Source organism: Polynucleobacter brandtiae (assembly GCF_002797575.1).
Lineage (GTDB): Bacteria > Pseudomonadota > Gammaproteobacteria > Burkholderiales > Burkholderiaceae > Polynucleobacter > Polynucleobacter brandtiae.
Genome location: NZ_PGTX01000002.1, coordinates 175,862 through 188,695 on the forward strand (window position 1 = coordinate 175,862; position 12,834 = coordinate 188,695).

The 12,834-nt window shown below is 46.0% G+C and carries 10 protein-coding genes and 1 pseudogene; 5 read left to right on the top strand and 6 right to left on the bottom strand.

The window, feature by feature from the left end; all coding sequences use genetic code 11:
• Positions 1-40: 40 nt before the first annotated feature.
• The 4 genes and pseudogenes from prmA to B0G85_RS10465 form a co-directional block, all read left to right on the top strand.
• A pseudogene (gene prmA, locus B0G85_RS10375) lies at positions 41-961 on the top strand (50S ribosomal protein L11 methyltransferase); the annotation flags it as partial.
• A 12-nt stretch (positions 962-973) separates the two neighbouring features.
• Entirely contained in the window at positions 974-1,564 is a 591-nt protein-coding gene (locus tag B0G85_RS10380) for a DUF3426 domain-containing protein (protein WP_232725965.1), read from the top strand.
• 81 nt (positions 1,565-1,645) lie between these two features.
• Positions 1,646-2,605, top strand: coding sequence for a carbohydrate kinase family protein (locus B0G85_RS04965; protein ID WP_100379355.1), 960 nt, complete (start codon positions 1,646-1,648; stop codon positions 2,603-2,605).
• A gap of 85 nt (positions 2,606-2,690) precedes the next feature.
• Positions 2,691-2,867 carry a hypothetical protein gene (locus tag B0G85_RS10465; protein WP_157799288.1) on the top strand — a complete coding sequence of 59 codons (177 nt, stop codon included), beginning with the start codon at positions 2,691-2,693 and terminating at the stop codon, positions 2,865-2,867.
• Here the strand turns inward: B0G85_RS10465 and B0G85_RS04970 are convergent.
• The 5 genes from B0G85_RS04970 to B0G85_RS04995 form a co-directional block, all read right to left on the bottom strand.
• Positions 2,842-3,210 (bottom strand): histone H1-like repetitive region-containing protein, encoded by a 369-nt coding sequence (locus tag B0G85_RS04970; protein ID WP_157799289.1) that lies wholly within the window; start codon positions 3,208-3,210, stop codon positions 2,842-2,844. The genes B0G85_RS10465 and B0G85_RS04970 overlap by 26 nt on opposite strands.
• Positions 3,211-3,541: 331 nt before the next feature.
• Positions 3,542-4,702: a ribonucleotide-diphosphate reductase subunit beta gene (locus tag B0G85_RS04980; RefSeq protein ID WP_100379357.1), complete on the bottom strand. Its 1,161-nt coding sequence runs from the start codon at positions 4,700-4,702 to the stop codon at positions 3,542-3,544.
• Between the two features lie 45 nt (positions 4,703-4,747).
• Entirely contained in the window at positions 4,748-7,717 is a 2,970-nt protein-coding gene (locus B0G85_RS04985; RefSeq protein WP_100379358.1) for a ribonucleoside-diphosphate reductase subunit alpha, read from the bottom strand.
• A 272-nt stretch (positions 7,718-7,989) separates the two neighbouring features.
• Complete coding sequence (ampD, locus tag B0G85_RS04990) at positions 7,990-8,805, bottom strand: 1,6-anhydro-N-acetylmuramyl-L-alanine amidase AmpD (protein ID WP_255408132.1); 816 nt, start codon at positions 8,803-8,805, stop codon at positions 7,990-7,992.
• A gap of 4 nt (positions 8,806-8,809) precedes the next feature.
• Entirely contained in the window at positions 8,810-9,598 is a 789-nt protein-coding gene (locus B0G85_RS04995; RefSeq protein ID WP_232725949.1) for a cytochrome C assembly family protein, read from the bottom strand.
• A gap of 80 nt (positions 9,599-9,678) precedes the next feature.
• Here B0G85_RS04995 and ffh point away from each other — a divergent pair, with 80 nt between their 5' ends.
• Positions 9,679-11,061: a signal recognition particle protein gene (gene ffh, locus B0G85_RS05000; RefSeq protein WP_100379360.1), complete on the top strand. Its 1,383-nt coding sequence runs from the start codon at positions 9,679-9,681 to the stop codon at positions 11,059-11,061.
• Here the strand turns inward: ffh and B0G85_RS05005 are convergent, their stop codons facing one another.
• Complete coding sequence (locus B0G85_RS05005; RefSeq protein WP_100379361.1) at positions 11,062-12,804, bottom strand: proline--tRNA ligase; 1,743 nt, start codon at positions 12,802-12,804, stop codon at positions 11,062-11,064.
• Positions 12,805-12,834 lie beyond the last annotated feature (30 nt).

Here is a 12,834-nt window from a genome sequence, read left to right on the forward strand (position 1 = left end):
GATCCTAATGTGCAATTCATTTCATCTAAGTGGGTAATACATGTCTTATCGTGAGTTAGTTTTTACAGTACCCGCAGAAATTGCAGAGCCCTTTGGTGATGCTTTGTTAGAGCTAGGCGCACTTTCAGTCACGGTGGAAGATGATGCTGCCGGTGGTTACGATGAGAATCCCCTCTATGGCGAGCCAGGTCTCTCTCCCGAAGTTCAGGCCTGGGATCGCTCCTCGGTCACAGCATTATTCAATCCAGAGATTGATGGTTCTGCAGCCGAACATTTCATTCCAGAACTCTTAAGCTCTCTCAAGGTGGCCGGATTTCATCTACCGACACCTCAAGAAAGAATTGTTGAGGAGCAAGATTGGGTGCGCTTAACGCAAAGTCAATTTGCCCCTATTCAAATTGGTGAGCGTATTTGGGTGGTTCCCTCTTGGCATGAAGCACCTACCGACCCAAACGCGATCTGTTTGGCAGTTGACCCAGGGCTAGCATTCGGTACTGGTAGCCATCCCACAACGCACCTATGCCTACTGTGGCTTGAGCAAAACAGCCACCTTCAAAATCAAAGTCTCTTAGACTACGGCTGTGGATCTGGAATTCTTGCGATTGCCGCAGCAAAATTAGGCTGTAGCCCAGTTGTAGGGACGGATATCGATCCTCAAGCCATGGTGGCTGCTCGCAGCAATGCGGAAATCAATCACACAATAATCCGATTTGTTCTGCCCAATGCTGGCGAGCCGGAATTAGCAGCGCAGACAAAATATGACATCGTGATGGCCAACATCTTGGCAAACCCACTTCAAGTGCTCGCACCTGCACTAGTGAATAAGATGCGTGTTGGCGGAAAAATTGTTTTATCTGGCGTTCTAGCGCGCCAAGCAGAAGAGGTCATCGCAACCTATAGCCAATGGTTAACCCTAGCTGTTTGGAAAGAGAGTGACGGATGGGTTTGCTTGCATGGCACTCTCAATACAAAAATGGATGACACCCAGCATTCTTTCGCGTCAACTCAAAAAAAAAGCCTTAAATTTATTGCCTTAGGTCTGTTTTTTATTCTGCTCATACTTTTTGCTGAGCACCTTTCAAGAAATGCGCTTTTGCCAGCGCTCGCAACACGCGTTGATGGAACATCTTCACCGATAGCATCAAGTGCATTTTCAATTTTGCAGCAAGTGGATGAAAAATTATGTCGCGCGCTAGGGTGCATCAATCGCTCTACAAGCGATTTCTCTGCATGGAAAATAACTACCGCCACCCTCGCATCAGAAAACTCGCGAGAAGGCCTTAAAACAGCTGCAAATCAATCTGTGTTGCAAGTGGAAATACAAAATCGTCTTGCGATCCCTGTTTTATTTCCGAATTTAGAAATTTCACTCACTGATGCTGAGGAATCTGAAATGCAATTTATTCGGCTGACTCCAAAAGATTGGGTACCAAGTACTTGGCAAACATCGCATCCCAATTTTTCACTCCGCGGCGCTCCCTCCGGTGCAATCTATCGCTTAGAACTGCCGCTATCTCTTCCGCAAAACGCTGCAGGATATCGTGTTCGTGTTTTTTATCCCTGAGCTTGATCCAAAATTGAACATCACACCGGTACTTACCCTAGCCACTCCTTCATTCATTTATCTATTATTAGAAAGTAACTTATGGCCAGCTTGATCTGCGGCTCAATCGCATACGACACCATCATGAACTTTGAAGGCAAATTTGCCGATCAAATTTTGCCTGAACAAATTCATATTCTGAATGTGGCCTTTTTAGTGCCGACCATGCGCCGCGAATTCGGTGGGTGTGCAGGCAATATTGCTTACAACCTCAATTTATTGGGTGGCGACCCTATCATCATGGCTACAGTCGGAAATGACGCAGGCCCTTACCTAGACCGATTAAATCAATTGCAAATTGATGCGACACACATTCGTCAAATAGAGGCTGGTTTTACAGCCCAAGCAATGATCACTACGGATCAAGCAAATAATCAAATCACGGCATTTCATCCAGGAGCGATGAATGAATCTCATCTCAATTTAGTCTCAGCGGTAATACAAGAGCGTACGCAAAGCGCCAAAGGCACCGCAAAATTTGGCATTGTTGCACCCGATGGTCGTCAAGGCATGTGGGAGCACTGTCACCAATTAGCCGAAGCTGGTGTTCCATTTATCTTTGATCCAGGCCAAGGTCTGCCCATGTTTAATGGTCCAGAGCTGCTAGAGCTGATTGATATAGCCAGCTATCTCGCGGTTAATGACTATGAAGGCGAAATGCTTTCCCAAAGAACTGGACTTAGTCTGGCAAAAATTTCAGAAAGAGTGAAGGCTTTGATAGTAACCAAAGGCGCTGAAGGGGCAGATATTTACTTTGACGGCAAATGTATTGCCATTCCGCCCGTGACAGCAGCAAAAATAGTTGATCCAACAGGATGTGGTGATGCATTTCGTGGGGGACTGCTCTTTGGATTGGAGAATGGCATGGACTGGGAATCCACTGGTCGATTGGCCAGCTTAATGGGTTCGATCAAAATTGCCCACCAAGGACCTCAAAATCATCACATCAGCAAAGATGAGATCGTGTCTCAATTTAAATCCGCCTTTGGTTTTGCATTTTAAAACCCCATCAGGGCTAAAAATACCCCTTATCTGGGGCATTTGACGATCAAATGGTAATAAAAAAGGGATCTCGCGAGAGATCCCTTTGAACTTAACCCGCTCACAAGTCAAAACTTATGGGCGTGTACCAGTTGGGAAGGGCCAAGCTGCAGCCGGATTCAACGTAGTTGAAGCGGCAACTTTTTTAGCCACGGGCTTTTTTACTGCCTTGCCCGCTTTCTTCGCAGCAGGCTTACTTACTTTTTTTTTGCTACTTTTTTAGCAGCAGGCTTCTTAGCAGCAGCTTTTTTAGCAGCAGGCTTCTTAGCAGCAGCTTTTTTAGCAGCAGGCTTCTTAGCAGCAGCTTTTTTAGCAGCAGGCTTCTTAGCAGCAGCTTTTTTAGCAGCAGGCTTCTTAGCAGCAGCTTTTTTAGCAGCAGGCTTCTTAGCAGCAGCTTTTTTAGCAGCAGGCTTCTTAGCAGCAGCTTTTTTAGCAGCAGGCTTCTTTGCAGCAACTTTTTTAGCAGCAGGCTTCTTAGCAGCAGCTTTTTTAGCAGCAGGCTTCTTAGCAGCTACTTTTTTAGCAGCAGGCTTCTTTGCAGCAACTTTCTTCTTGGCGATTGCCATAGTAATACTCCTTCACGTGAAGATGAATACGAACTACCGATTAAGAAAACCCGACCATTCAATCCCGCCTTGCTTTGCAACATATTGGGTGACGAGCGAGCTATTCATCCGCGCGCGGCTTGATGCTAGGTGCTGCACGCTAATGAATCTTGGAAAAAAAGCCGTTGCCCCAAGGGACAACGGCTTTTTAAATTTGCTAAAAAAAATAGAGAGAGTAGTCCAGACACCCTTGGATAAGGGTTTTTGGATTTGAGCCTGGTTTTGCTGACTTTTAAAACTATCCAACCGTCTACTCTCCTATTTAGCCGGCTATGCACTTTTTAGTAAGCTACTACTCCCAACTTAGTGCACCACCAGTTTGGTACTCAATAACGCGTGTCTCAAAAAAGTTTCGTTCTTTTTTCAGATCAATCATTTCTGACATCCATGGGAATGGATTCTCTTCATTTGGGAACATGGCGTCAAGTCCTATTTGCAAACATCTGCGATTACAGATGTATCTTAGGTAACCTTTGAACATTGGCGCGTTCAATCCGAGCACTCCGCGAGGCATCGTATCTTCGGCATAACGGTACTCTAATTCCACCGCTTTTTCGAAGATCGATTTGATCTCATCTTTGAACTCGGAAGTCCATATCTGTGGGTTCTCCAGCTTAATTTGATTAATTAAATCAATACCAAAATTGCAGTGCATAGACTCGTCACGCAAGATGTATTGATACTGCTCAGCAGCACCCGTCATTTTGTTTTGACGACCCATTGCAAGTATTTGCGTAAAACCAACATAAAAGAACAAACCTTCCATGACGCAAGCAAAAACAATCAGTGAACGAAGCAACTTTTGATCGTTTTCTAATGTACCTGTCTTGAAGTTTGGATCAGTTAATACATCAATAAACGGAATTAAGAACTCATCTTTGGCACGAATCGATTCAATTTCGTTATACGCATTGAAGATTTCGCTCTGATCTAAGCCTAAAGATTCAACAATATATTGATAGGCATGGGTATGAATCGCTTCCTCAAAAGCCTGGCGTAGCAAGTATTGACGGCACTCTGGAGCAGTAATATGGCGATACGTTCCCAAAACAATATTGTTTGCCGCTAAAGAATCGGCCGTTGTGAAGAAACCAAGATTGCGCTTAATAATGCGACGCTCATCCTCTGTGAGGCCATTAGGATCTTTCCAAAGCGCTATATCGCGGTTCATATTGATCTCTTGTGGCATCCAATGGTTTGCACAGCCAGCTAAATACTTCTCCCACGCCCACTTATATTTGAATGGCACGAGCTGGTTTACATCAGTCTTGGCATTAATAATGCGCTTATCCGCTACATTGACGCGACTGGTCATTTTTTCGGCAACGATTGCCGCCAACGGAGCCAAAGCAACTTCATCCAGCTTTGGACGCTGTGGCTCTGCAACCATTGGTTGATCCACAAGACCTGATTTTACAAATGCGGGGGCAACTTCCTCTTCCCAATTCAACATAAACTTCTCCTCAATTTTTTTTCCTAGGTCCAATAAGCAAACGGCTTATTGGCATGCTTCACATTCTTCAAATCCGTCATCGCCTGGGCGCATCGTGCATGCCGGACCATCTAATTCTTGAGCCGCTGCTGCTGCATCCGTACCGCTCACACCACCTCCGCTAGAAACCGCATTAAGTTGGCCGCCTTTCACAGTAGACTTCTCAATATGAGTCGCTGCCATGGTGCGAAGGTAATACGTTGTCTTTAGACCGCGCAACCAAGCCAACTTATACGTGTCATCCAATTTCTTACCAGATGCGCCGCCCATATAGATATTGAGTGACTGTGCCTGGTCAATCCACTTCTGACGACGGGATGCTGCTTCAACCAACCAACTTGGCTCTACTTCAAAAGCAGTAGCGTACAAATCACGTAAATCTTGTGGAACACGATCAATCTTGGATAAAGTGCCATCGAAGTACTTCAAATCCGCAATCATCACTTCATCCCATAAGCCACGATCTTTCAAGTCGCGTACCAAATATTCATTGACTACCGTGAACTCACCTGAAAGGTTGGATTTCACAAACAAATTCTGGAATGTAGGCTCGATACATGCCGACACACCAATGATATTGGAAATCGTCGCAGTCGGTGCGATGGCAACGCAGTTTGAATTGCGCATACCGAACTGCTTAATACGCGCACGTAGACCTTCCCAGTTCATTGTGGAGGAGCTATCAACTTCTAAATAACCGCCGCGTTGCTCAGCCAACATCGCTACTGAGTCTTGCGGAAGAATGCCGCGATCCCACAATGAGCCCTTATAGGTCGTATAGACACCGCGCTCTTCAGCCAATTCGTTTGAAGCTTGATAGGCGTAATAACAAACGGCTTCCATCGAAGAGTCTGCAAACTGCACTGCTTCATCACTTGCATATGGAATACGCTGCATGTGCAGGCAATCCTGGAAGCCCATGATGCCCATACCAACAGGGCGATGCTTTAAGTTTGAATTCCGCGCCTTAGCAACCGCGTAATAGTTGATGTCAATCACGTTATCGAGCATACGCATTGCAGTACGCACTGTCTTTTGCAGCTTCTCGTGATCCAAAATCATCTTGCCAGATGCATCTGTTGTCATGTGTGCCGTTAGGTTCACAGAGCCTAAATTACAAACAGCAATCTCAGTTTCATTGGTATTGAGCGTGATTTCAGTACACAAATTTGATGAGTGCACTACGCCGATGTGCTGTTGTGGGCTACGGATATTGCAAGGATCTTTAAATGTGATCCATGGATGACCCGTTTCAAACAACATACCCAACATTTTGCGCCAGAGTTGCTGTGCAGGAATACGGCGGAATGGCTTTAATTGACCATCATCCGCTTTTTTCTCGTAAGCAACATAAGCCTCTTCAAATGCTTTACCGTACTTGTCATGCAAATCAGGGGTTGTAGATGGTGTAAACAAAGTCCAATCAGCACCCTCCATGACGCGTTTCATAAACAAGTCAGGAATCCAGTTGGAAGTATTCATGTCATGGGTACGACGACGATCATCGCCAGTGTTCTTGCGCAGCTCTAGGAACTCTTCGATGTCTAAGTGCCATGTTTCTAAGTAAGCACAGACTGCACCCTTACGCTTACCGCCTTGATTGACTGCAACTGCCGTGTCGTTAACTACTTTTAAGAAAGGCACAACACCTTGGGACTTACCGTTGGTACCTTTAATATGACTTCCCAAGGCGCGAACATTGGTCCAATCGTTACCTAAGCCACCAGCAAATTTAGATAAGAGTGCATTCTCTTTGAGCGCCTCATAAATGCCTTCCAAATCATCATCTACAGTCGTTAAATAGCAGCTTGATAGCTGCGGACGTGTCGTAGCTGAATTAAACAAGGTTGGCGTACTGGACATGAAATCAAAACTAGAAAGGATTTCATAGAACTCAATGGCGCGATGCTCACGATCCAACTCGTTTAAAGACAAGCCCATGGCGACACGCATGAAAAACGCTTGCGGCATTTCAATACGGCGATCCTCAATATGCAAGAAGTAGCGGTCGTACAAAGTCTGTAGACCAAGGTAGTTGAACTGCAAATCGCGGCTTGCGTCTAATGCGGCAGCCAATCTTGGTAAATCAAACTCACGCATACGTGGGTCTAACAACTCAGCAGCAATGCCTTCATTAATGTAATTAGCAAAGTAAGGCGCGTATTCCGCCTGCATATCACCCTGCAATACCTCGCGACCCAAAATTTCTTTACGAATCACGTGCATCAAAATACGTGCAGTAACCTGGCTATACGCTGGGTCGTTTTCAATGAGGGTACGTGAAGCCAAAATAGCGGAGTCATATACCTGCGCCAATGGCACACCATCGTATAAGTTCTTGATGGTTTCAGTAATGATCGGGCCTGCAACGATTTGAGTGCCCAAACCTTCGCAGGCAGCCTCGATAATCGTACGCAAAGCCGCCATATCGAGCCATTTCTCTTGGCCGTTATCGTTTACCTTCAGCCCAGATTGAGCGGCATCGGTCGAAGCCTGACTTTCTTGCGCTGCACCTTGCTGAGTAACACGCTCTTGGTTTCGCTTTTCGCGATACAAGACATAAGCACGAGCAACGTTATGCTCGCCACTGCGCATCAAGGCCAATTCAACTTGATCTTGGATGTCTTCAATATGAAAAGTACCGCCATTGGGACGACTGCGCAATAAGGCGCGAACGACCGCATGGGTTAATTGCTCTACCTGCTCGCGAACACGTGCTGAAGCCGCACCTTGACCGCCATTTACTGCCAAAAATGCTTTTGTGACCGCGATCGCAATTTTGGAGGGCTCGAATGCCACAACGGAACCATTGCGTCGAATAATTTTGTAATCGGACAGCTGAGTGGCTTGGCCACCACCAATGCCGCCGGCAGTAAAGCCGGCAGATGGGGCCTGACTCATAGAGTCCGAAGGGTTCATTCCTGGGCTATTGCTATTGGTGGCTTGTTCAGCTGTCTGAGGGTTAGCGTATGTCATCTGTTTCCTGCTTATTTATAGTTATTTGGACAAAAAATTATTAAAAATCGATTATGTAATACCGTCTTCAACCACTACATCTAGTGTTTGAAATTGAATTTGATACTAAGTATAGGGAAAAAATAGAAATTAAGTAAGGTAGTTATCTCAAATAATTGTAAGTATTTTCCCTGGGGGTTTTACTGATTTTGCTACCATTTTGGTGCAGGATATTCTCCCCTTTTATGCAAAGGGTGAGAAAGTGAGCGAGTACTCACATACTAAAATTAGCACTAGCGAGAATGTAATCCAAAGGGTAATTTTTCTGATGAGATGTTGCTTTTTGTCCGAAACTTTTCCCAATCGAAGGAGGTGCCTGGATCTGTTTTTCTATTTGGAGCGATATCACTATGTCCAGCAAAAGCAAGATTTGGGTACATTGAGTGCAATTGCCCCGATAAGTTTGCCAGCGACAAATATTGAATTTCTTCAAAAGGATGATCGCCATCCCCCTCTAACTCCACTCCAATCGAAAAATCATTGCACTTCTCGCGCCCCAAAAAGGATGAAAGCCCCGCATGCCAAGCCCTGTTATGGGTTGACACTAATTGAAAAATCTCGCCACTACGGGCAATCAAAAAGTGACTAGAAACAGTCTGATTAGCAATTTCTTTAAAGTAGGGGTCTAAATCGGAATCCAACTTATTTTGGAAAAAATCAATTACAAATTGAGTGCAACGGCCCTTAACGAAGCCCCCTGGAGGCAAGCTGATGTGATGAATGACCATTAAATCAGGATTCATACCCTCTGGTCTGGCGTCTTGATTTGGGGATGCTCTCCAAAAAGCAGATCCCAGCCAACCTGAGGCATCGATCGCATTCAGATGCCCCGCAGAGCAGTAATACCGCTCTTCATTGATGAGGGCACTCGATTTTGGTAAATGCAATTGACAGTACTGACATTGCACCATCGTTTCAGGAGTTGACCTTTTGGACTGTGGGGCTGAAGCTCGTAATTCCCGGTTCGCACTGACCTTCGCCCGATTTTTGCCTTTGAACCATAAATAAAAAATGATCACACCAGCAAATAATAAAATCCACTTAGTCAAAATATCACGCTCTTTGAAGAATCACTTCTAAAACAAATCGACTGCCTGCGTAGGCCAGTAACAATGCCGTATAGGCACTTAAGACCCAACGCAGTGCGACGCGCCCTCGCAAACCTACACTCCAGCGCGCAATTAACAAACTGCCAAATAAAAACCAAGAAAGTAAGGCAAAGATTGTTTTGTGATCAAAAACCAAAGGCTTGCCAAATAAGGTTTGTGAGAACAGCAAGCCTGAGAATACCGTCAGACTTAACAAAGCAAAACCCACATACAGTAAATTAAATAGGAGACTTTCCATCGTCATCAATGGTGGCAGATCTTCCAGCCAATGCGCTGAGCGGCCAATGGGGGCAATCGCTAATTGGCGATGTAAGGCACGATCCTGCACGGTCATTAAAATAGCGTGCATTGCTGCCAAGGTTAATAAACCAACCGCAATCGTAGCCACAATAAAGTGCCCCTTAAACCAAGGATCCGAAACGGCAGCCGGTGAAATGATAGTTCCGGGAAATAGCATCGGCAAGGCGGAACAAAGTAGTGCAAAAAATAAAACCATCCAACGCAAACTGGCGATAGGTAAAAACCAAGATTGGAACCAGTAAAACGCGAGCCCGACCCAGGCTATTAAAGAAAGATCTTGGGCAAAGCCAAATACAAAGCCCTGTGCCGCGAAAACAGAGTCATGCAGTTGTAAACCATGCATCAGTAAAGCCACCAGAATGGCGGCCTGAATGAGAAAAGTGAATACGGGAGGCTCGACTTTTGTCTTGGATCTCCAACTTAAAAAAGTCAAAAGAAACAAATAAATTGTGAATGGGAGCCATCCGCTGCCCGAGTAACCTAAAATGTCCATCTGGAAAGTCTAATCGATAAATGCTAGAGAATCTCACTGATCGCCTATCTCGCGTTGTAAAAACAATGCGTGGAGAGGCTCGCCTCACCGAAAGTAACACCTCAGAAATGTTACGGGAGATCCGCCTTGCCTTACTGGAGGCTGATGTAGCGCTTCCTGTCGTGAAATCTTTACTCGAACAAATCAAATTTAAAGCCCTAGGTGAAGAGGTTGTTGGCAGCCTCAGCCCCGGCCAAGCCCTAGTGGGATTGGTCCAGCGAGAGCTTGCCCAAGTCATGCGCGGCGATGACGCGCAAACTGGGGAGCTCAATTTAGCGACCCAACCACCGGCAGTCATACTAATGGCAGGCCTGCAGGGTGCGGGTAAAACGACTTCAGTCGGAAAGCTAGCCAAGTATCTACAAGAGAAGAAGAAAAAGAAGGTTTTAACAGTCTCCTGTGACGTCTACCGCCCAGCGGCGATTGAGCAGTTAGAAATGGTCACCAAACAAGTAGGTGCTGAGTTTTTTCCAAGCAATATCAATCAGACACCAAATGCAATAGCGCTTGCCGCCTTAGATTGGGCACGACGTCATTATTTTGATGTTTTATTAGTCGATACCGCTGGACGCCTGGGTATCGATGAAGCGTTAATGCAAGAAATCAATACTCTGCACACCAGTCTAAATCCTATTGAGACGCTATTTGTGGTCGATGCCATGCTAGGGCAAGATGCTGTCAACACAGCCAAAGCCTTTCATGAAGCTCTTCCACTTACTGGCGTGATCTTGACTAAGCTAGATGGTGATGCTCGTGGAGGCGCCGCATTATCAGTACGCCAAATCACTGGAGTGCCACTGAAATTTATTGGTGTCGCCGAAAAAATGGACGGCCTTGAGGCATTTGATGCTGATCGCATGGCTAACCGTATTTTGGGAATGGGTGACATTCTGGCGCTGGTTGAACAGGCTCAGCAAAACGTTGATGTCGCCAAAGCAGAAAAGTTAGCCGGCAAAATTGCCAAGGGCGGATTTGATTTGGGTGACTTTAGAGATCAGCTATCTCAAATGCAGAAAATGGGCGGCATGGCCAGCTTAATGGATAAATTGCCAAGTCATATGGCACAAGCGGCCTCTAAAACTAATCTAAGTGTTGCCGATAAACAAACACAGCGGATGCGCGGCATCATTGATAGCATGACCCCACGCGAACGCATGAAGCCCGAATTACTTAAAGCCAGTCGTAAACGCCGTATTGCTGCGGGCGCCGGTGTTCAAGTACAAGAAGTCAACCGCCTACTAGCGCAGTTTGATCAAATGCAAACGATGATGAAGCAGTTCAAAGGTGGCAAAATGGCGCGCACGATGGCGTCGATGGCCGCAAAAGGAGCCGCCAAAGGACTTGGCGGCTTATTCAAAAAGTAATTAAGAAATCAATTGCTTTGCAGTCTGTACTGCAGCAATGACTTTTTCCTTAATCTCTGACAGTGGAATATTTTGCGATTCTGCATCCGTACGCCCCTTAAATTCCGCCTGAGAATCTGCCAAGCCACGGTCGCCAATAACCACCCTGAATGGCACGCCGATCAATTCCCAATCAGCGAACATAACACCCGGTCTCTCACCACGATCATCCAGAACCACATCAATTCCAGCGGCGACCAATTCACTATGCAATTGATCCACGGCAGAACGCACAGCCTCTGACTTATCGTAGCCCATTGGGCAAATCACCACTTCAAATGGGGCCATTGAAATCGGCCAAATAATACCGCGCTCATCATTACCTTGCTCAATAGCAGCCCCTAGCAAACGCGTTACGCCGATACCATAGCAGCCCATCACCATCGGTTGCGCTTTGCCCTGCTGATCTAAATAGGTACAACCCATTGCTTCAGAATAACGAGTGCCAAGCTGAAATACATGCCCAACCTCGATACCGCGACAAATATCTACCGCACCCTTGCCATCAGGAGAGGGATCACCCACCACCGCGTTACGAAGATCCATGGCCATAGGCTCTGGTAAGTCTCGACCCCAGTTCACCCCAGTCAAGTGATATCCAGCCTCGTTAGCACCACAAACAAAATCAGCCATATTGGCAACAGTATGGTCTGCAACAATCGTGACCGTTGGAGCAACACCGACCGGACCTAGATAACCTGCCAGTGAATTGCATGCAAGCTTTATTTCTGTCTCGGTTGCAAAGCGTGATTGCGCCATACCGGGAATCTTGCTCGCCTTAATTTCATTTAGCTCGTGATCTCCCCGAATCAACAGCATAAATAAGGCAACCTCACCCTGCGCTTGCTCTGCAGCAAATAGCAATGACTTCACTGTTTGCTCAAGTGGTAATCCTAAGAATTTTGCAACGTCAGCGCAATGCGTTTGATCTGGCGTAGCGATTCTCGTCATGTCTTGCGTCGCAGGGGCGCGAACTGCTAACAAGGAGAGTGATTCTGCCGCTTCGAGATTGGCTGCGTAATCCGAGTTCGGGCAATACACAATCGCATCTTCACCAATATCGGCAATGACGTGAAACTCCTGACTACCAGACCCACCAATAGCGCCATTATCCGCAGTAACTGCACGAAACCTCAAACCCATCCGAGTGAAAATACGGGTGTATGCATCAAACATGATTTGATAAGACTTCTTTAATCCTTCGGTATCACGATCAAAGGAATAAGCATCTTTCATACTAAATTCACGACCGCGCATAATGCCGAATCGAGGACGGCGCTCATCCCGGAACTTTGTTTGAATTTGATAAAAATTCACTGGGAGTTGCTTATAGCTTTTGATTTCGTTACGCGCTAAATCTGTCACCACCTCTTCAGAGGTAGGCTGAATAAGAAAATCACGATCATGACGATCCTTAATGCGGAGTAACTCTGGTCCCATCTTTTCCCAACGACCAGTTTCTTGCCATAACTCAGCAGGCTGAATCATGGGCATCAATAACTCAATCGCACCAGCACGATTCATCTCGTCACGAATAATGCTTTCGACCTTACGAATGACCTTTAACCCTAGCGGCAAGTAGTTATAAATACCAGCATTAAGCTTACGAATTAGGCCGGCGCGCACCATCAGCTTGTGCGAAACCACCTCAGCGTCTGAAGGGGCTTCTTTAAGTGTGGCGAGGAATGATTGTGATGCTTTCATGTATGGATATAATCAAATCATTGATTTTAA

Excerpts from the sequence above, each read along its gene's own strand:
- B0G85_RS10380 (WP_232725965.1), top strand. The coding sequence starts at position 974 with ATGGATGACACCCAGCATTCTTTCGCGTCAACTCAAAAAAAAAGCCTT.
- B0G85_RS04965 (WP_100379355.1), top strand. The coding sequence starts at position 1,646 with ATGGCCAGCTTGATCTGCGGCTCAATCGCATACGACACCATCATGAAC.
- B0G85_RS04970 (WP_157799289.1), bottom strand. The coding sequence starts at position 3,210 with ATGGCAATCGCCAAGAAGAAAGTTGCTGCAAAGAAGCCTGCTGCTAAA.
- B0G85_RS04980 (WP_100379357.1), bottom strand. The coding sequence starts at position 4,702 with ATGTTGAATTGGGAAGAGGAAGTTGCCCCCGCATTTGTAAAATCAGGT.
- B0G85_RS04985 (WP_100379358.1), bottom strand. The coding sequence starts at position 7,717 with ATGACATACGCTAACCCTCAGACAGCTGAACAAGCCACCAATAGCAAT.
- ffh (WP_100379360.1), top strand. The coding sequence starts at position 9,679 with ATGCTAGAGAATCTCACTGATCGCCTATCTCGCGTTGTAAAAACAATG.
- B0G85_RS05005 (WP_100379361.1), bottom strand. The coding sequence starts at position 12,804 with ATGAAAGCATCACAATCATTCCTCGCCACACTTAAAGAAGCCCCTTCA.